The organism is Brevibacillus fluminis (assembly GCF_052072235.1).
Lineage (GTDB): Bacteria > Bacillota > Bacilli > Brevibacillales > Brevibacillaceae > Brevibacillus_D > Brevibacillus_D fluminis_A.
Window position 1 is genome coordinate 2,372,929 of sequence record NZ_CM125436.1, and the last position, 18,296, is coordinate 2,391,224.

Annotated in this window: 17 protein-coding genes and 1 other RNA gene; 15 read left to right on the forward strand and 3 right to left on the reverse strand. The window is 54.7% G+C overall.

Annotation, left to right across the window (positions count from 1 at the left end; translation table 11 throughout):
- The first annotated feature begins 36 nt into the window (after positions 1–36).
- Entirely contained in the window at positions 37–708 is a 672-nt protein-coding gene (locus tag ACTID9_RS11705) for a DUF1385 domain-containing protein (RefSeq protein WP_441071419.1), read from the forward strand.
- Positions 709–837: 129 nt separating this feature from the next.
- On the opposite strand, the gene ACTID9_RS11710 is transcribed toward ACTID9_RS11705, so the two are convergent.
- The gene (locus ACTID9_RS11710) at positions 838–1,383 is read right to left on the reverse strand and encodes a gamma carbonic anhydrase (RefSeq protein ID WP_441071420.1); all 546 of its coding nucleotides are present in this window, start codon (positions 1,381–1,383) and stop codon (positions 838–840) included.
- 47 nt (positions 1,384–1,430) lie between these two features.
- Entirely contained in the window at positions 1,431–1,736 is a 306-nt protein-coding gene (locus tag ACTID9_RS11715; protein WP_441071421.1) for a HesB/IscA family protein, read from the reverse strand.
- A 181-nt stretch (positions 1,737–1,917) separates the two neighbouring features.
- Between ACTID9_RS11715 and rnpB the strand changes: the two genes are divergently transcribed.
- From rnpB to ACTID9_RS11750, 7 genes are all read left to right on the forward strand, one after another.
- Positions 1,918–2,304: RNase P RNA component class B (gene rnpB, locus ACTID9_RS11720), an RNA gene on the forward strand.
- A gap of 158 nt (positions 2,305–2,462) precedes the next feature.
- Entirely contained in the window at positions 2,463–2,546 is an 84-nt protein-coding gene (locus ACTID9_RS11725; protein WP_122919582.1) for a YjcZ family sporulation protein, read from the forward strand.
- A gap of 179 nt (positions 2,547–2,725) precedes the next feature.
- Positions 2,726–3,322 (forward strand): TetR/AcrR family transcriptional regulator, encoded by a 597-nt coding sequence (locus ACTID9_RS11730; RefSeq protein ID WP_441071422.1) that lies wholly within the window; start codon positions 2,726–2,728, stop codon positions 3,320–3,322.
- A gap of 273 nt (positions 3,323–3,595) precedes the next feature.
- The gene (locus ACTID9_RS11735; protein ID WP_441071423.1) at positions 3,596–4,966 is read left to right on the forward strand and encodes an APC family permease; all 1,371 of its coding nucleotides are present in this window, start codon (positions 3,596–3,598) and stop codon (positions 4,964–4,966) included.
- 18 nt (positions 4,967–4,984) lie between these two features.
- Positions 4,985–6,601 (forward strand): amidohydrolase, encoded by a 1,617-nt coding sequence (locus ACTID9_RS11740; RefSeq protein WP_441071424.1) that lies wholly within the window; start codon positions 4,985–4,987, stop codon positions 6,599–6,601.
- Between the two features lie 241 nt (positions 6,602–6,842).
- Complete coding sequence (locus tag ACTID9_RS11745; protein ID WP_441071425.1) at positions 6,843–8,096, forward strand: DUF2157 domain-containing protein; 1,254 nt, start codon at positions 6,843–6,845, stop codon at positions 8,094–8,096.
- The gene (locus tag ACTID9_RS11750) at positions 8,093–8,608 is read left to right on the forward strand and encodes a GDYXXLXY domain-containing protein (protein ID WP_441071426.1); all 516 of its coding nucleotides are present in this window, start codon (positions 8,093–8,095) and stop codon (positions 8,606–8,608) included. The genes ACTID9_RS11745 and ACTID9_RS11750 overlap by 4 nt, the downstream gene beginning before the upstream one ends.
- 43 nt (positions 8,609–8,651) lie before the next feature.
- Here the strand turns inward: ACTID9_RS11750 and asnB are convergent, their stop codons facing one another.
- On the reverse strand, positions 8,652–10,499 hold the full coding sequence (gene asnB / locus ACTID9_RS11755; RefSeq protein ID WP_441071427.1) for an asparagine synthase (glutamine-hydrolyzing): 1,848 nt from the start codon (positions 10,497–10,499) through the stop codon (positions 8,652–8,654).
- 218 nt (positions 10,500–10,717) lie between these two features.
- Here asnB and ACTID9_RS11760 point away from each other — a divergent pair, with 218 nt between their 5' ends.
- The 7 genes from ACTID9_RS11760 to ACTID9_RS11790 all read left to right on the forward strand — a co-directional run bounded on the left by ACTID9_RS11760 (position 10,718) and on the right by ACTID9_RS11790 (position 18,256).
- Complete coding sequence (locus ACTID9_RS11760; protein WP_441071428.1) at positions 10,718–11,560, forward strand: ABC transporter ATP-binding protein; 843 nt, start codon at positions 10,718–10,720, stop codon at positions 11,558–11,560.
- Positions 11,493–12,275 (forward strand): ABC transporter permease, encoded by a 783-nt coding sequence (locus ACTID9_RS11765; RefSeq protein ID WP_441071429.1) that lies wholly within the window; start codon positions 11,493–11,495, stop codon positions 12,273–12,275. The genes ACTID9_RS11760 and ACTID9_RS11765 overlap by 68 nt, the downstream gene beginning before the upstream one ends.
- Positions 12,276–12,300: 25 nt before the next feature.
- A complete protein-coding gene (locus ACTID9_RS11770) occupies positions 12,301–13,311 on the forward strand; it encodes an aliphatic sulfonate ABC transporter substrate-binding protein (RefSeq protein ID WP_441071430.1) in 1,011 nt (336 codons plus the stop codon).
- A gap of 393 nt (positions 13,312–13,704) precedes the next feature.
- Complete coding sequence (locus tag ACTID9_RS11775) at positions 13,705–15,459, forward strand: LytS/YhcK type 5TM receptor domain-containing protein (protein WP_441071431.1); 1,755 nt, start codon at positions 13,705–13,707, stop codon at positions 15,457–15,459.
- Between the two features lie 2 nt (positions 15,460–15,461).
- Complete coding sequence (locus tag ACTID9_RS11780; RefSeq protein WP_441071432.1) at positions 15,462–16,214, forward strand: LytR/AlgR family response regulator transcription factor; 753 nt, start codon at positions 15,462–15,464, stop codon at positions 16,212–16,214.
- A 141-nt stretch (positions 16,215–16,355) separates the two neighbouring features.
- On the forward strand, positions 16,356–16,718 hold the full coding sequence (locus tag ACTID9_RS11785; protein WP_441071433.1) for a DUF485 domain-containing protein: 363 nt from the start codon (positions 16,356–16,358) through the stop codon (positions 16,716–16,718).
- The gene (locus tag ACTID9_RS11790) at positions 16,715–18,256 is read left to right on the forward strand and encodes a solute symporter family protein (protein ID WP_441071434.1); all 1,542 of its coding nucleotides are present in this window, start codon (positions 16,715–16,717) and stop codon (positions 18,254–18,256) included. Before ACTID9_RS11785 ends, ACTID9_RS11790 begins: the two co-directional genes overlap by 4 nt.
- Positions 18,257–18,296 lie beyond the last annotated feature (40 nt).

The window sequence follows — 18,296 nt, forward strand, 5'->3', positions numbered from 1 at the left end:
TTATACTCACATTTGGACAGGAGGAGAAGCGTTGAAATGGTAATGGGAATATCCTTCAATCGCGGCGTATTCTTTCATGACCGCACGTATCTGGCTTGCGCGGAGATGAAGCATGGCGTGATCCATGTGTGGTCGGAAAAAATTACGCTGCGGACAATCGGCAAAATGTGGGTGCGCATCGCGTTTACCCTTCCCTGGTATTATCAGCTGTTTCATCTCATGCTGTTGTGCGCGGTCTTGTTCGGTGTGGCGGAAACGTGGTTCGATCCGCTGTGGATTTTGGTCTATGCCGCAGGCTTCCATTTCATCTTTCCGCGCCAGTTAAAAAAGTATCATGGTGCCGAACATAAAGTATTCAGCTACAACGGGCCGAAACATCCGGAAGCATGGGAAGCGGTCAAACGCGCCAACATCGTCAATTCCGGCTGTTCGACCAATTCCGTCACCTACTTTTTCCTGTGCTTTCTGGCGAGCCTGCCGTTTACAGGCGCTTTGGAATGGAGCGTGCTCATCGGATTTGCCGGCATGGCGGCTGCGATGGTGTTTGACCGATACTTGCGGCGCATTTTCAAGCCGGTTTATTGGCTATCCGGGGTGCTGCAAAAATATGTGACCTGCAAGGAACCGGATCGTGCGCATCTGGAAACGGCGATTCGGTCGTATCAGCTGTTGATGTATATGAGAGAAACGCAAGGAGTGGGGAAATAGAGCAAAAAGGCGGCGAGCTAGCCGCTTTTTTCTTTTGGTTGCGGGATGATGACGAATTTGCTCCGAAACGCAAAAACAACCTTTACCAGCAACGTACTGGCTGAGGTTGTTTTTGCATCTACGATCAGATTATTTCGTTTGCGTCTCCTGCAAGCGCGCTTCCGTTTCCAGGCGTTTGTAGATTTGCCCTTTTTCCGCATATGACTGGCGAATGCGAACCAATTCCTTGAAATCGGCTTCCGTCAATTCGCGCTTCACTTTGGCAGGCGAGCCGATGACGAGCGAGCGTGGCGGCACTTTCATGCCTGGCGGAACCAGGGCGCCTGCGCCGACCATTGCTTCTTCGCCGATCTCGGCGCCATCCAAAACGATCGCACCCATACCGATCAATGCGCCCCTGCGCACGATGCAGCTGTGCAGGACGGCATTGTGGCCCACGGTCACCTCATCTTCGAGAATTAGCGGTTTGTTCGGGCTTTGGTGCAAGGTGCTGTTATCCTGAACACTGACGCGGCGTCCGATCATCGTCGGCGCGATGTCGCCGCGGATCACCGTGTTGTACCAAATATTCGATTCCTCGCCGATGGTGACATCGCCGGAGACGAGCACGCCGTTTGCGAGAAAAACGGAAGGGTGAATCGAGGGCAGTTTGCCGTCAAATGGTAACACTAACATGAAAATCCTCCTTGCAATAGATAGGCTGGCATCACATCGAAAGGTCGTTACGGGAGCGAACAGCCGCCTTGCAGCTGTGTGGGATGAAAGATTTGCAGGCGCCCGTTTTCACGATTTCGATCGATGATCAGCCCGTCCAGGAAGGCTTCCTCACTCTCTGTCGTCAACAAGCGGATGCCATCGATCCACGTGACCCGATCCGACGCACCCGGTTCTGTCATGGCGATGGAAAACGAATAGCTGCTGCAGCCGGTTGTCGTGACGAGCACTTTGATGCCAAGCGCGTCAGCGTCAGTCTCGGCCGCAAGTATGTCGCGCAGCAGGGCGGAAGCGGCCGGGGTTATGGTAATCATGTGTATCCTCCCAACGATCGTAACAAAAATGACTTCTCTTTATTTTACTACAGGAGCGATAGACTGACCATGCCAGGATGCCGTCTTCCTTCCATCATCCGGTAGTTGACCTCTCACGCTCGGTGTGATAAAGTATTTCTTGCTGATCGATTCAGCACCGATAAAAAAGAATATACGCAAGAAATGTGGGTAGTCGCTGTCGCAGCCGTTTTTGACGGCGGGCGATAGAGGAAAGTCCAGGCTCGCCCAGGCTGAGATGCCTGGAGTGTTCGTACCTGGTGCAAACCAGGGCAGTGAGGCATTGCGCTTTGCTGACGGCGCGAAAAGGGTTCTCACGTAGACCCGAGTACGCTGAAAGTGCCACAGAAACGTAGCTTTTCTGGCGACAGAAAAGATGGAACGCGGTAAACCCTGCGAGCGAGAAACCCAAATTTGGTAGGGGAACCGTCCTGAAGGAATCAAACGGAAGGGACGGATGGCAATTTTGCCATAGATAGATGGCTACCGCTCTTTGTGCGAGGGGTTGCCCCGATTGCAGCACGGGAGAGACAGAACCTGGCTTATAGCATTTCTTGCGTTTCTTATTTCAAAGTCAACCATCCGAATGAACGGGTGGTTTTTTACTTGGTAACAGCCTCATTTCGCCAAAAACGGGCGAATAGCCTAACACAGAATCGTGTCCTTCCCATAAAATGGTTGAGAACAGTAGGGGAGGAGGGAATTGAAATGGGTCTCTTTAACAACGATGAGTTTGCATTGGTTTTGGTTCTCTTTGTGTTGCTTGTCATCGTAGGTGCCGCCGTCGTCTAATTCTTCAGGGCGAAACCTCGCATCAGGAAAAAGCGGCGGCCCCCCTGTCTCAGCAGGTAAGGGGAACGCCGTTTTTTCTGGCTTTTCACACTCTTTTCATTTGTTTCCAGATTATTAGACAGGCTTAGCGAAATCGGCTATAATCTCACTACAATGACGTGGGAGATATGGGTGATCATATGACGAAGGATAAAATCAAGCACGAAGCGATGTGCTTGTTCGCACAAAATGGCTACAATGGGACAGCCCTTGCAGAAATCGCGAAACGGGTGGGCATCAAGACACCTTCTATTTTTGCACACTTTAAAGGGAAAGAAGATTTGTTTCTCTCGGTTTTTGCCGACCTATCCTGGCAGGAAGTCAGCCATGTGGAGCAAATCATTGAAAATATTGAAGAAGCGACGGTAGAAGAGAAGCTGTCGCTGATTTTCCATGAAACATGCCGGTTTTATTTGCAAAACGAAGTGCGTGCGGAGTTCCTCAAACGCACCATGCTGTTTCCGCCAGACTTTTTGCAAGACAAAATCCGTGAGCGGTTCATCACGTCAGAAGAGAGCCTCTCGCAAATTTTGCGCGAGATTTTTGTCGCGGGCATCGAAGCGGGAGTCGTGCGCGATGAAAAACCCGAGTCTCTCATCGCAGCGTATTATTGCACGATTGATGGCGTGTTTCTGCAAATGTCGTACTACGGCAAAGACGCCATGACGCAGCGTCTGGAAGCGGCGTGGAAAAATTTCTGGCTTGGCATCACAAACAAGCATGCGCAAATTGATTGACAATTTTCGCGCTTTCGCTTTATACTCTACCTAACGAATATTAGTTAGTTAAGAGGTGAAGCCATGCCACAGCAATTGTTTCTCGTAGCCGTGTTGCTTTCCATGATTTTGACAGGCTGATTCTTGAAAACGCAAAGCGCAACGCAACCATTTGATTCAGATGCGATGGGTTGGTGACTGAACCAACCTGCAAGCGTTTTCGCACGCAGGCGCACAGCGGCTTCCATCCATCCACGAACCGTTCAGGAAAGCACGTTATTGGGGGGCGTATGTATGAAAGAAGGAGCACAAACACAATCGTTGAACCGGACGCTGTCGCTGCGGCATGTTGTCTTGTTTGGGTTGGCTTTTATGGCACCGGCGACGGTTTTTGCGACATATGGGGTTGCCGGAGAAATTGTGCAAGGGATGATGCCGACCGCGTATGCCATGGCGATGGTCGTCATGCTGTTTACCGCCATCAGCTATGGGATGCTGGTGAAAGCTTTTCCGATCGCGGGTTCCGCGTATACCTTCACACAGCGGTCGATCAGCCCGCACCTCGGCTTTTTGGTCGGCTGGACCATTTTGCTTGACTATGTTTTTTCCCCGATGATCAGTTCCCTGCTTGTCGGCATTTTCGTCTCCAACTATTTTCCCGGTGTGCCGATGGCCGTCTGGATTATATCGTTCATCGTCATCGTGACGACGGTCAACATTTTGGGAATTCGCCTGGCTGCGAATGTAAACGCTATCCTGGTGATCGCGCAGCTGCTCTTGTGTGTGCTGTTTGTCGTTTTTGCGATTCAAGGGCTGCTTGCTGGCAAAGGCTCCGGCACGCTTGTCTCGCTCACGCCGTTTTACGATCCCAACGTGCAGATGGGGGGATTGATGGCGGTCATTCCGATTTTGTGCTTTACGTTTTTGGGCTTTGATGCCGTCACGACGCTTGCCGAGGAAACGAAAAACCCGGTGAAAACATTGCCAACCGCCATTATTTTGATCACGTTGATCGGTGGCCTGCTTTATGTGGCCGATACGTATTTTGCGCAGCTTGTGCATCCATCGTTTACGTTTCAAGATCCTGAATCCGCTGTGTTCGAAATCTTCGGAGTATTGAAAAATGCGTTTCTCGATGCGCTGTTCCTCGTAATCTCCATGACGGCTGCTTTTGCCTCGGCGATGGCGTCCGGCGCGAGCGCTTCCCGCATCCTGTACGCGATGGGGCGGGAAAATGTGCTGCCGCGCAAATTTTTCGGCTATTTGTCGCCGAGGTTCCAGACACCGGTGCTCAATTTGCTGCTGATCGGGTTGATCGCGATGTCGGCGCTGTTCTTCGATCTGATGACGGCGACCGCATTCATCAACTACGGCGCATTGTTCGCTTTCGTCTTCGTCAACCTGTCTGTGATTTCCCATTTCTTCATCCGCAACAAGCAGCGTTCGGGCGTCAATGTGATTCGCTATTTGCTTGTTCCGGCGATCGGCGCCATCATTACCGGCATTTTCTGGGCGAAGCTGGATATGCATTCGCTGATCCTGGGAACGGCCTGGCTCGTCATCGGGATCGGTTATCTCGCCTACATCACCAAGATGTTCCGCCTGCCGCCGCCGAACATCCATCTGGATGATCCGGAGCAAAACTCTACCTCTGATATTTTCTAAAAACAGGAGATGTACGATATGAATACACAACCATACGCAGATTTGATTTTATCGGGCAATGCGGTGTTTACAGGCTTGTCGGACAAGCCGGAGCCGGCCGCTATCGCGATCGTCGGCAACAAGATCGCAGCGGTCGGAAGCAAAGAGGAGGTCGCCGCTTATAAAGGGCCGCAAACAAAGGAATATGACGCAGGCGATCGGCTGATTCTGCCGGGGATGCATGACTTCCACCTGCATATCATGTTCGGCAGCATCGCGATGGAGGGTGTGCAGCTGTTTCAGGCGCGCTCCCAGCAAGAGGCGATCGACATGGTGCGCCAACATGCGCAAAACGTCCCGGCCGACGAATGGGTGCTCGGTTTTGTGTGGGACGCTGCGTATTGGGACAATCAGGAACTGCCGACACGCCATTCGCTGGACAAGGATTTTCCGGATCGCCCGGTGCTGTTGTTCCATGCGGAAGGGCACTATGCATGGGTGAACAGCAAAGCGCTGGAACTGGCTGGAATCACCCGCGATTCGGAAAATCCGCCGTTTGGCATCATTGCGCGTGATGAAGCGGGCGAGGCGACCGGTATTTTGTATGAAGGCGCGATCGGTCTTGTCGCAAACAAGGCATTTGACTTGCCGCGCGAGAAGAAAATGGCGCTGTTCCAAAATTTTTTGAAGGAAGCGAGATCATGCGGGATTACGTCCGTGTCCGATCTGTACGGGACCGACATCAGCAAAAAGCTGGATGATTTCACGTTGTTCCGCGAGGCGGAAGAAAAAGGCGAGCTGACCTCGCGCGTGCACCTGTTCCCTGCACTGGACGGGGATTTGGAGCGTGCCCGCAGCCAACGGGAGATGTACCAGTCGGACAAGCTGCGCGTATCGGGGTTAAAGCAGTTCATCGACGGCGTCATTACCGGACGGACCGCATGGCTGATCGGCTCGTATGCGGATATGGAGGGGCATGAAGGGGAGCCTGCATTCCCGGTGGAGACCATTATGAAATGGGTGGAGGAAGCCGATAAAGAGGGCTTCAACGTGCGTTTCCACTCCATCGGGGAAGCGGCGATCCGACTCGCCCTGGATGCGTTCGAGCAAGCGGCCAAGGTAAATGGTCCGCGCGACCGCCGCCACGCGGTGGAGCACGTCGAGGTCATTCATCCGGATGACATCGCGCGATTCGGCCAATTGGGCGTCATCGCGTCCCAGCAGCCTGACCATATGGCCATGTCGGAGCGGGGTGTCTATACCGAGCGGATCGGCGCCGAGCGTGAGCCGTACGTGTTCGTCACCCGTTCCCTTCAGCAGGCAGGGGCACCGCTTGCCTTCAGCAGCGACTTCCCGATCGACGTGCTGAACCCGATGATCCAGATCCACCGCGCCGTCACGCGCCTCGACAGCAGCGGAAAAAACGTATGGCACCCGGAACAGCGCGTCAGCCTCGCCGACGCCCTGCGCGCCTACACATGGGGCGGCGCATACGGCACGGAGCGCGAGCACGAACTCGGCACGCTCGAAGCCGGCAAACTGGCCGACATCGCCGTATTGGACCGCAACCTGTTCGACGTACCGGTAGAACAAATCCCGGAGACGAAGGCCGTGCTTACCGTGATGGATGGTAAAATCGTGTTTTCTGCGGAATAATATAGCAAGCGAAAAGAATCCTCGGTGAACCGAGGATTCTTCTTTATCATTCCCAGCAGCTACGAAGGAATTTTTGCAAGAAAGCGGAGCGAAAGCCCCCCAGCAGGCATTGTAATGCCTTTCGCGGAGCTTTCTTGCAAAAATTCCTCGCCTCCACCCCCCCACAGCCCATTTTCCGAAACAAACCACCAAACAATACGTCTATTAAAGTAGAAACCACTTCACTTAGGAGGTGATGGAGATGGACAAACGGACTCTGATTCAGCAAGAATCGGCGGCTTGGGTAAAAGACGGCGTCATTACCCCCGAGCAGCAGGAGCGAATCCTGGAGCGGTATCCAGCGGTAAACCGGGTGAGTGTCCTGCCGATCCTGGCCGCCATCCTGTTTGGTCTCGGCGTGCTGGCGTTTATCGCCTCGAACTGGTCGGGGATTGCGCCCATTGCCAAGCTGGTGATTATTTTTGCGTCGATGGCGCTCGCGTATGCAGGGGCGGACCGGCTGCGCACGCGCGGCTACGCACGGTTGGGCACGGCTGTGACACTCATCGGGACCGTGATATTCGGCGCCGGATTTTTTCTGATCGGCCAAATGTACCATCTGTCAGCCAATCCGCTCAATGCCTTTTACTTATGGTTTGTCGGGACATTGGCGCTTGTCTGGCATTACAAGGAACGTGCGCTGTTTGTGGCGCTGCAGCTGATTTTGACCGTCTCGGCCTGTTACGGCGAAATGGACGGCATGCGTGAAGGTGTTTCTGTGGCCGTGTATTATGCACTGTTTGCACTGGGAATTCTGCCGTTATTGTTTCGTTTTCGCGGCACAGGAACGGTAACCTTTTCGCTCGCCAGCTTTCTTTTGTTCGCCTTGATCGATGTGAGCGCATGGGAGCATGTGCTGACATACCCGCTGCTTTTGCTTACGTTCTACGTTGGCTCGCAGCTTATCTTTGGCAAAGCCGAGCCGTTTGGGCAGGTGATGCGAGTGCTCAGCTACGTGGGGATTTTTGTCTACACCATCTTCCAGGTTTTCATCGACGATTGGCTGACACATCCGGCCGGCCCGTATCTGGCGCCTTGCCTGATGTTGGCAGTCTTGATCGCGGCTTCAGCGGTCATCGCGGTCATGCGCGGGAAAAAAGCCGATCTGGGCGACTTGATTCCGTATGCCGCATTCTTGCTCGTGTTTGCGCCGACTGCGCTTTCAAGCGCGGGTGTACTTTTGGCAGACTGGAGCGTGCCGCTGATCATCTCCCTGTTTGCCTTCTCCAGCGTGATGATCATGACGGGAGAAAAGCGGCGGGAAGTGTACCGGATCAATCTGGGAGCGATCTTTTTCGGGATTTCGTGCTTTGTGGCGTACATCAATTTCGCCTGGGACTTTATGGACAAATCCGTATTCCTTCTGCTGGGCGGCGCGCTGCTGCTTGCGATCAGCTTTCTGCTTGAACGAAAGCGCCGCCACTGGGTGGACGAAGCAAGGAGGGATGGCCAATGAACAAGCGGCTCCTCTTGATTATCGTTTTGCAGATCGCGCTCTTGCTCGCGATCGTCGGCAAATACCAGTATGTTGCGCTCACCGGGCAGAGCGTCCTGCTCAAAACAGCACCCGTCGATCCGGTCGACCCGTTCTATGGCGATTATGTCGTGCTCAATTATGAAATCGCGCGGATCGATGGCACGGCTGTGCCCCATGTTGTGACGAGGGACGATCAGGATCACCCGGTCTATGTCATCTTGCAGCAAAAAACGAACCCGTGGCACGAAGCGGTCGGCGTCTATCGCAGCTTGCCGAAGCTGGCCCAGGGACAGATCGCACTGAAAGGGACGCTGCGGTACATCGACAGCGGGGGGACCGGTGAGATCAGCATCGGGTACGGAATCGAACGGTATTACGTGCCGGAGAATACCGGACGCGAAATCGAGGACCGGCGCGATCAGCTCACCATGGTGGAAGTGAAGGTCAGTGGAAGCGGCGACGCGGTGATCGCGCGGCTCGTGTACAAGTAAAAAAACAAAAGCCGTCGGCTGGTCTGACGGCTTTTTGCGATCGCTACAGCTTTACGGATACACGGTACTCACGCAGCCAAAAATCAACCGACGCCAAATAGGCGAACAGCTGCGGCGTGCTCATCAGCTGGCCGAACCAGGGAATGCCCGACGCTTTGGCATCGAGATCGGCGATTCGGCTGACGTGCTCGCGGTCAATCAAGTCAAGGAGCGGGGACGTTGGATCGTGCAGCACTTCTTTCAGCCAGCTGCGCGTCGCTTCGGTATAGGCGGGGTGGTGCGTTTTCGGATACGGGCTTTTTTTGCGGTACAGCACCTCATCCGGCAAAATCCCTTCCATCGCCTTGCGCAAGATGCCTTTTTCCCGCCCTTCATGGAATTTCATGGACCACGGAACATTCCAGACGTACTCGACGATCCGATGGTCGCAAAACGGCACGCGCGCTTCCAGGCTGGCGGCCATGCTCATCCGGTCTTTGCGGTCGAGCAGCGTGTTCATGAACCAGTTCAGATTCAGGTAAAACATTTCGCGCCGTTTCGCTTCCGCAGGGTCCTCGCCTGCGAGCCGCGGCATTTCGTCCAGCGTTTCCCGATAGCGCTGGGCGACGTATGCTTCCGGCTTGATCGCCTCCCGCAGTTCAGCAGAGAGCCAGCTGGCGCGCTCGGCCGTCATCGATGCCCACGGGAATGTGCCCGCGTTCAGCAGCTCTTCACGGTAAAACCACGGGTATCCGCCAAAAATCTCATCCGCACATTCGCCGGACAGCACCACGGTTTTTTCCTTTTTGATCTCGCGGCAAAACAGATAGAGCGAAGCGTCCACATCGGTCATGCCGGGCAGGTCGCGGGCGATGACAGCGTCTTTGAGCGCGGCGATCAGTTCAGGCGTATCGAACTGGATCGTGTGGTGCTCCGTCTTGGCGAATTCCGAAATCAGACGGGCGTAAGGAGCATCCGAATTGGGCTGGAACGCGTTCGCCTCAAAATGCCGGTCATTGTCCTTGTAGTCGATGGAATACGTGTGCAAGGTACCCCGGCCTTGTTGTTCAAACACCTTTGACGCAACCACCGTGATAATGCTCGAGTCGAGGCCGCCGGAGAGCAGCGTAGCGACCGGCACATCCGCCACCAGCTGACGGTCGATCGAGTCGAGCAGAAGCGTCCGGATCGTCTCCACCGTGGTGGCGAAATCGTCCGTATGCGGCTTGCTCGCAAGCGCCCAGTACCGCTCCTGTTTGACGCCCTCGCGCGTAACCGTCAGCGAATGGCCGGGCCGCACCTCGCGGATGTTGCGGAAGACGCCGTGACCGGGGGTGCGAGCAGGGGAGATGGCGAATATTTCGGCAAGCCCCTCTGCGTCGATTTCCGGCTTGATGTCAGGATGCGCAAGCAATGCTTTCAACTCGGAGCCGAAATAAAACGATCGTCCCTGCTGGGCATAAAACAGCGGCTTGACGCCCATCCGATCTCGCGCAAGAAACAGCGTTTGCGCGGTCTCGTCCCAGATGGCGAAGGCAAAGATGCCATTCAGCCGCGAAAGACAGTCACTGCCCCATTCCAGATAGGCGGTGAGCAAGACTTCCGTGTCCGAATGAGCCTGAAATTCATAGCCGCGCGCTTTTAAATCCCGACGAATATCCTCGGTATTGTACAGCTCCCCATTGTAAACCATGGTGAAAGCATGATCGCCCTTGTACCGCGTCATCGGCTGTCCGCCGCCAGCCGGATCGACGACGACAAGCCTGCGGTGGCCCAAGGCGACAGGGCCTTTCACATGAAACCCTTCCGTATCCGGACCGCGCAGCGCCAGGCACGCCGTCATGCTGGCGACGACATGGCGCTGCAATTCAAGATTTTGGTCCCAATCAATCCATCCCGTAATTCCGCACATAGTTCATTCATCCTTCCAAATCCTGCTGTTGGTTCAGTTGTTTCAAATGCATTCAGCTAGGCACAGGGTATGCAAAAGCGGAGTAGCTGTTGTATGTCCCGATGGAATTACTGAAAAAAGCATTGACAGAATCGACTGAATTGCCAATAATAAAATTCATATAATTCCGAGTGTATAACTTGGTAAAAGAAAGTGGAACGTTGAACGGGGGAACAGGGATGCAGGTCGTACTTCAAGGTGTCAACAAGCTTTTTGCCAAATCCAATAATCAGACGCTGCAAGTGCTTCGCGATGTCGATCTGGAGATTGGAGCAGGGGAATTTATTTCGCTTTTGGGACCGTCAGGCTGTGGAAAATCTACCTTGCTCAACATGGTTGCCGGACTCGAGTTTCCCTCGAATGGAGAAGTGCTGGTCAATGGAAAGCAGGTCAAAGGGCCGGGGCGCGACCGCATCGTCGTCTTCCAGGAATCGGGACTGTTTCCGTGGATGAGCGTGCTGGAAAATGTGATGTATGGGCTATTGCTGCGCAAGCTCAGCAAAAAAGAGGCGGAAGAAAAGGCGATGGAAGGGCTTCGCATGGTACATCTGGGCCGATTCGCCAAATCGTATCCGCATGAATTGTCTGGCGGAATGAAGCAGCGGGTGGCCATTGCCCGGGCATTGGTTCTCGACCCGGAGATCTTGCTCATGGACGAGCCGTTTGCTGCGCTCGACGAACAGACGCGCATGGTGCTGCATGCCGAGCTGCAAGAAATATGGCAACGCACGGGAAAAACGATCATTTTCATCACCCACAACATCCGGGAGGCGGTCATGCTTTCGCAGCGGATCGTGTTGCTCGGAACGCGCCCAGGCTGTATCAAAAAAGTGTATCCGGTGCAGGCGTCCTTCCCGCGTGATCCGGGCGATGCGCTGCTTGCCCATCTGGAACAGAAAATATTGCACAGCCTGGAAGAAGAGATGGCAAAAGTGCTGAAGGAGGAAATGGGAGATGAGTACAATTTTAAGAAGGGTCATCTTCATCGGGATCCTTTATACAATCTGGGAAGCGATATCTAAATCCGGTATGTTTCCATCGTTTTTATGGCCGCCGATTTTGATCTCGTCGCACGGGGAAGCGACGGTGCTCGGCACCTTGTGGCACGGGCTTGTGAGCGGACAAATTTTGGAGGCGACCTTCATCACGCTGCGCCGGCTCGTGATCGGGTTTGCCATCGCGATCACGTTGGGGCTTTTGATGGGCTATGCGATCGCCCGCTACAAATGGGTCGACGATACGCTCGGTTTTTTGATCACGGCGCTGCAATCGGTGCCGAGCATCGTCTGGCTGCCGCTCGCGATCGTCTGGTTCAAGCTGGGCGAGGGCGCGATTTTGTTCATCGTGACGATCGGGGCGACGTGGACGATGACGGTCAACGCGAGCACAGGCTTCAAAAACGTGTCACCGCTTTACTTGAAGGTAGCCAAGACGATGGGATCGAGCGGACTCCACCTGCTGCGCACGGTCGTGCTGCCAGCATCGATCCCCCACTTGATCTCCGGCTTGCGCATCGCCTGGGCATTCGCTTGGCGCGCGCTCATGGCCGGCGAGCTGCTCGGTACGGGAGGCGGCCTGGGACAGCTGCTGGAAATGGGGCGGGCGCTCCAGTCGATGGATCTGGTGCTGTCGATCATGATCATCATCGGGGTGGTCGGCACGCTGATGGACAACCAGGTGTTCATGCGCATGGAAAAAACCATTTCGCGCAAATGGGGCATCAGCACACGGCTGTAGCGGCATGGGAGCGGAGGAGAGAGACATGAAAAACATACATGGAATTCGCGCCTGGCTGGCAGGGCTTCTAACCGTACTGACGCTCACGGGCTGTGCCAGCTACTCGCAGGAGCCGAAGCCTGTAGACACCGTACGGTTCGGCTATTTTCCCAATGTGACACATATGGCGGCGATTGTCGGATTGGACAAAGGCTATTTTCAAGAGGAGCTTGGCCCCGGGATCAAGCTGGAACCGAAAACATTTCCAAACGGCGGGTTGTTCATGGAGGCGATCTCGACCGGACAGATCGATTTCGGCTATACAGGACCGGGTCCTGCGCTCATCAACTACTTGAAAAACCCGACGCATCACATTTTGGCGGGAGCGGTTGACGGCGGTGCGGTGCTCGTCGTTCGGCCCGACTCCGGCATCACAAGCGTCAAGGATCTGGATGGCAAGCGCGTCGCGATCCCGGGAATCGGCAACACGCAGGATCTCGCGCTGCGCAAGGTGCTGCAGGAAGCGGGGATGGGGATCAAAGGGTTTGGCGGGACCGTTGAAGTGATGGCACAGTCGCCTGCTGACATGGCAACGCTGTTTTTGCAGCAAAACGTCGATGCTGCCGCCGTGCCCGAGCCGTGGGGCGTGAACTTGCAAAAAAAGGCGGGAGCCAAAATTTTGCTCGACTGGGACCGGTTCGGCTGGGGCAAGGAGACGACCAATACCGTCGTCCTGGCGACGAAATCGTTTACAGATGGAAATCCCGAGTTGACGAAAAAGCTGCTCCGCGCGCATGTGCGGGCCGTCCGGTTCATCAAGGAGCATCCGGATGAAGCGGTTGCGATTTTGGTCAAGCAGCTGAAAGCATTGACCGGAAAAGAGATGAACGTCGAGGAGATCAAAGCGGCGGTGGCGCGAAGCAACGCCACGTACGAAGTGCATGAGAATGTGCTGGAGGAGATGGCCAAAATCAGCGAAGAGGCGGGCTACTCCACCAAAGCGGACATCAGCGGCTTTATCGACCTCTCCTATTTGAAGCAGGTGACGGGAAAATAAAGACACAAAGAAACGATCGGAACGGGTTGAAGCGGCAACCTGTTCCTTTTTTCTGGAGCAAAGCGGCGTAACCGTTTGTAGGAATCATGCTGATCATGTCATATTTAGAAAAAGGCTTTTTTCCAAACATTCTTGTTTTTATTGCGAATACAGAAACGTACGTTCTATAATGAATATAGAAAATCTATAGGGTTTTCGACTTACCGTGAATGAACGCTTCGCTTGACTTAACACGTCAGGCACTCACGGCTTTCTAAAAGCAACAAACTTTTAGAAATGAGCGTAGACAAATTAGTTATTAGCAGCAAGCTCCTTGGGTCTCCCGCGGGAGGCTCTTTCTATTGCCGCAAAACGCACCTGCTCGCTACGCGTGCACGAAAGGGGAGATGACAGGTGGAGACATTGACGCTGGTGCTGCTGGAGCGGATGGGGCTGCTCCTGGCTGTCACCTTCACACTGATCCAGATTCGGCAAATTCGGCAGCTGCTCGACCGTCAGTTCAGCATGCTCACCTCGCTTACCTTTTCGTTCATGTTCGGACTGTTTGGCATCGCGGGAACATATGCGGGCGTCGTGGTGACAAAAGACACGTTTTCGCCTTCCTTCTGGATGGTGAGACTCATGGAGCAAGAGGCGATCGCCAATTCCAGCCTCGTCGGGGTCGTCATCGGCGGCCTGCTCGGCGGGCCGTTGGTCGGACTTGGCGCAGGCATTGTGACGGGAATCCATCTCTATTCGCTGGGCGGATTCGCCGCGCTGCCGATGGGGCTGTCGGCTCCGCTCACCGGGCTGTTGACCGGCTGGGTCGCGCGTTTCTTTTCGGATGAGCGGGTCATCTCACCAGCCAAAGCGTTGTTCATCGGGATGTTTGCGCCGATTTTGCAGATGGGGCTGATCCTGATTTTTGCCAGTCCCTCGGACACGGCGATCCGGCTGGTCAATACGATCGGGATTCCGATGGTGATCACCAACAGCGTGTTCATCGCGATTTTCACCACGATGATTCGTCTGGCTTTGAAGGAGGAGGAGCGGTCGGCCGCTTTTGAAGCCGAGCGTGCCCTCAAGATTGCCGAACTGATCCTGCCACATCTCAAGCGAGGCTTGACCAAGCAGACAGCGGAACAGACAGCCCAAATCCTGAAGCGGGAGATGCAGGTGACGGCTGTGACCATTACGGATACACAGTATATTTTGGCCCACAGCGGCGTGGGGTCCGGTCATCATGAGCCGGGCGAGCGGGTGCAGACGCAGCTGTCGCTTCTCGCGCTGGCGACGGGCAAGGTACAGGTCGCGCACTCCCGCGAGCAGATTCAATGCCCGCACGCGGATTGCCCGCTCCGCGCAGGAATCATCATTCCGTTTTGCGAGGCGGGACGGGTGGTCGGGCTGATCAAGCTGTATTACCAGCGGTCCCAACAAATTCGCAAAATCGAGGAAGTGGTGGCGCAAGGGCTTGGCAATCTAATCTCCAATCAGCTGAACCTCTCCTTTGCAGAAAAAATGACCAGCCTGATGAAGGATGCGGAGCTGCGGCTGCTGCAAGCGCAAATCAATCCGCACTTCTTGTTCAATACGCTCAATTCGATCGTCACCTTGATCCGCATCGATCCGTCCTTGGCCCGCCACATGACGATTCAGCTTTCCGTGTTCATGCGGCTCAATCTGAAAATGACGACGATGCAGCTGGTGCCGATTCATCAGGAGCTTGACCATTTGCAGGCGTTTCTGGAAATCGTGAAAATCCGCTTCGCCGATCAGTTCAGCGTTGTCTATGAGACGCAGGAAGGAATCGGGGAGGCGATGATTCCGCCGCTCACGCTCCAGCCGTTGATCGAAAACAGCATCCAGCACGGGCTCAAGGCAAAGCCATCCGGCGGCCTGATTCTCATCTCGCTTCGCCGCGTTGGGGAAGAGGTCCATATCGCGATCGAAGATAACGGAGAGGGGCTGTCCGAGCAGCAAATCGAGCAGCTGGGCGCGGTCAACCTGCCCAGTGCGGAAGGGAACGGCATCGGGGTGTACAATGTGAATCAGCGCCTGGTCAGCCTGTTTGGCACAGGAAGCCGGCTTCATTATGCCAATCGGGAGGAGGGCGGGACGAGGGTGTTCTTTTCCGTACCGATCCACCACCATAAAGGAGATGAGTAAGGATGCGCATTCGCGTCATGATTGCAGAAGATGAACGGCTGGCCAGAGAAGAGCTTACCTATCTCTTGGCGCAGGAAGAGGAAATTGAGCTGCTGCCAAGCGCGACGAACGGGCGCGAGCTGGTGGAATTGGTGGCAGCGCATGAGCCTGACGTCGTGTTTCTCGATATCAAAATGCCGGAAATGGAAGGCATACAGGCGGCACGCATGCTGGCGGCGCGAAAGCGGCAGCCGCTCCTCGTGTTTTGCACCGCCTATGAAAATTACGCGCTGGAGGCGTTCGGCGTCAATGCCGTCGATTATTTGCTCAAGCCGATCGAGCCGCACCGACTGCAGCAAACATTGACCCGCGTGCGCGGCAGGCTGCAGTCTGCGCAGGCCCCGCAAGCGCCGCAAGGTACCTTGCCGCAGTCAACGCGGGTCGCCAAGCTGCTGCTTGATGACGGGGAGCGCTTCAACGTGATCGACCCGGAAGCGATTCTCTATGCGATGCGCGATGACCGCGTCATCCAGATTTATACGGCCACACAGTGCTACACGTCAAAGATGACGCTGCAGCAGTTGGAGGACAAATTGAAAGCGCATCCTTTTTTCCGCATTCACCGCAGTTATTTGGTCAACATTTTGTATGTTGCAGAAATCGCCCCCTGGTTTAACGGGGCTTACAATCTCACGCTAAAGGACGCCAAACGCACCCAGCTGCCCGTCTCGCGCTCCTATGCGAAAGAGCTGCTCAAGCTGCTGGAAGGCAGCTAACGCCAAACACTCCCTTTTTTGTGCGATTCACGCAAACAATCGCGCATCATACACGCGAAACCAGCCAGCCCTCCGAAAAAAACATATAATCAAATTAAAGCGCTTACAAAATGTAATTTTCCGAAAAAGGAGCTGGTGTGTATGGCCCAATCGACAGCCGGGAAACAGTCACAGCAGAAGGGGAGCAGTGAACAGAAAGATCGGTACACAGCGATCGTGCAGTCACAAGATTTCAAGCGGTTGCTTGCCGCGAAAAAAGCTTTTATCATTCCTCTTACGCTCTTTTTCTTTATTTTTTACTTCGCATTGCCACTCATGACCGCCTATTCAAAAGTGCTGAACACCCCGTTTTACGGATCGATCACATGGGCATGGGTGTTTGCCTTCGCGCAGTTCATCATGACCTGGGCGCTCTGCATGATCTACACCCGCAAGGCAGGGAAGTTCGACCAGATGGTGGATGAAATCAAGCAGAAATGGGCAAAAGGTGGTGACTCGCAATGAATGTAACCGCATTTCTTCTCTTTTTGGCAATCGTGCTCGTAACACTGGTGATCACCTATTTCGCTTCCAAGCGTTCCAAGACGGCTAGCGAGTTTTATACAGCGGGCGGCGGCTTGACCGGCTGGCAAAACGGGCTGGCGATCGCCGGGGACTACATGTCCGCTGCATCGTTTTTGGGGATTGCCGGAACGATTGCGCTCGTCGGCTTTGACGGCTTCTTCTACAGCATCGGGTTCCTTGTCGCCTATCTGGTCGTGCTTTACCTGGTGGCGGAGCCGCTGCGCAACCTTGGCAAATATACGATGGCTGACATGATCGCCGCGCGATTTGACGATAAAAAGGTTCGCGGCGTCGCGGCGCTCAATACGGTAACCATCTCGATCTTTTACATGATCGCGCAGCTGGTCGGCGCGGGCGCTTTGATCAAGCTGCTGCTGGGCCTCGACTATACGACGTCCGTTCTGATCGTCGGCGTGCTGATGACTGTTTACGTCGTATTCGGCGGGATGACGGCGACAAGCTGGGTGCAGATCGTCAAGGCCGTTCTGCTGATGGCAGGCACCTTCATCATCTCGCTGATCGTGTTCGCCAAATTCGGCTTCAGCATCGATGCGATGTTCGCCCATATGAAGACGGCGACACCGCTTGGCGACGTGTTCCTCAATCCCGGCAACAAGTACAAGGATGGCATCGACATGATCTCGCTGAACATGGCGCTTGTGCTTGGAACGGCAGGGCTTCCGCACATTCTGATTCGCTTCTTCACCGTAAAGGACGCACAAACGGCGAGAAAATCGGTCGTGTATGCAACCTGGATCATCGGGATCTTTTATGTCATGACACTGTTCCTTGGCTTTGGCGCCGCCGCTTTCGTCGGCATTGACGCGATCAAGGCTGCCGACAAGGCGGGGAACATGGCCGCACCGCTTTTGGCAAAAGTGTTGGGAGGCGACTTCCTGTTCGCGTTCGTTTCGGCCATCGCATTCGCCACCATTCTCGCCGTAGTCGCAGGTTTGGTGCTGACCGCCGCTTCTGCCTTCTCCCACGATTTTTACAGCCATATCGTGCGCAAGGGAAAGGCGACGGAAGGCGAGCAGGTGAAGGTCGCGAAATGGGCATCGATCGGCGTTTCCATCATCTCCATCATCCTTGCCTTGTTTGCACAAAAAATGAACGTTGCGTTCCTTGTCTCGCTTGCGTTTGCTGTGGCAGCGAGCGCCAATCTTCCGGTCATCATCTTCACGATCTTCTGGAAGCGTTTCAATACGACAGGCGCGGTGACAGGGATGCTGGTCGGGTTGTTCAGCGCCTTGCTGCTGGTGATTGCCGGCCCGAATGTGTGGGCGGTGAAAGAAGGAGCAGCGATTTTGGTCGGCGAACCGCTCTTCCCGCTCGCCAACCCTGGCATTGTTTCCATCCCGTTAGGCTTTTTGGCCGCTTTTCTGGGCACATTGTTCTCCTCCAATGCGCCTGCGGATGAGAAAAAATTCGACGAGATTTTGGTTCAGGCCAACACAGGGATCAAAGGAACTGTGTAACACATAGAAACAACGCCGGATAACCCGCAGGTTTTCCGGC

Excerpts from the sequence above, each read along its gene's own strand:
- ACTID9_RS11705 (WP_441071419.1), top strand. The coding sequence starts at position 37 with ATGGTAATGGGAATATCCTTCAATCGCGGCGTATTCTTTCATGACCGC.
- ACTID9_RS11710 (WP_441071420.1), bottom strand. The coding sequence starts at position 1,383 with ATGTTAGTGTTACCATTTGACGGCAAACTGCCCTCGATTCACCCTTCC.
- ACTID9_RS11715 (WP_441071421.1), bottom strand. The coding sequence starts at position 1,736 with ATGATTACCATAACCCCGGCCGCTTCCGCCCTGCTGCGCGACATACTT.
- ACTID9_RS11725 (WP_122919582.1), top strand. The coding sequence starts at position 2,463 with ATGGGTCTCTTTAACAACGATGAGTTTGCATTGGTTTTGGTTCTCTTT.
- ACTID9_RS11730 (WP_441071422.1), top strand. The coding sequence starts at position 2,726 with ATGACGAAGGATAAAATCAAGCACGAAGCGATGTGCTTGTTCGCACAA.
- ACTID9_RS11735 (WP_441071423.1), top strand. The coding sequence starts at position 3,596 with ATGAAAGAAGGAGCACAAACACAATCGTTGAACCGGACGCTGTCGCTG.
- ACTID9_RS11740 (WP_441071424.1), top strand. The coding sequence starts at position 4,985 with ATGAATACACAACCATACGCAGATTTGATTTTATCGGGCAATGCGGTG.
- ACTID9_RS11745 (WP_441071425.1), top strand. The coding sequence starts at position 6,843 with ATGGACAAACGGACTCTGATTCAGCAAGAATCGGCGGCTTGGGTAAAA.
- ACTID9_RS11750 (WP_441071426.1), top strand. The coding sequence starts at position 8,093 with ATGAACAAGCGGCTCCTCTTGATTATCGTTTTGCAGATCGCGCTCTTG.
- asnB (WP_441071427.1), bottom strand. The coding sequence starts at position 10,499 with ATGTGCGGAATTACGGGATGGATTGATTGGGACCAAAATCTTGAATTG.
- ACTID9_RS11760 (WP_441071428.1), top strand. The coding sequence starts at position 10,718 with ATGCAGGTCGTACTTCAAGGTGTCAACAAGCTTTTTGCCAAATCCAAT.
- ACTID9_RS11765 (WP_441071429.1), top strand. The coding sequence starts at position 11,493 with ATGAGTACAATTTTAAGAAGGGTCATCTTCATCGGGATCCTTTATACA.
- ACTID9_RS11770 (WP_441071430.1), top strand. The coding sequence starts at position 12,301 with ATGAAAAACATACATGGAATTCGCGCCTGGCTGGCAGGGCTTCTAACC.
- ACTID9_RS11780 (WP_441071432.1), top strand. The coding sequence starts at position 15,462 with ATGCGCATTCGCGTCATGATTGCAGAAGATGAACGGCTGGCCAGAGAA.
- ACTID9_RS11785 (WP_441071433.1), top strand. The coding sequence starts at position 16,356 with ATGGCCCAATCGACAGCCGGGAAACAGTCACAGCAGAAGGGGAGCAGT.
- ACTID9_RS11790 (WP_441071434.1), top strand. The coding sequence starts at position 16,715 with ATGAATGTAACCGCATTTCTTCTCTTTTTGGCAATCGTGCTCGTAACA.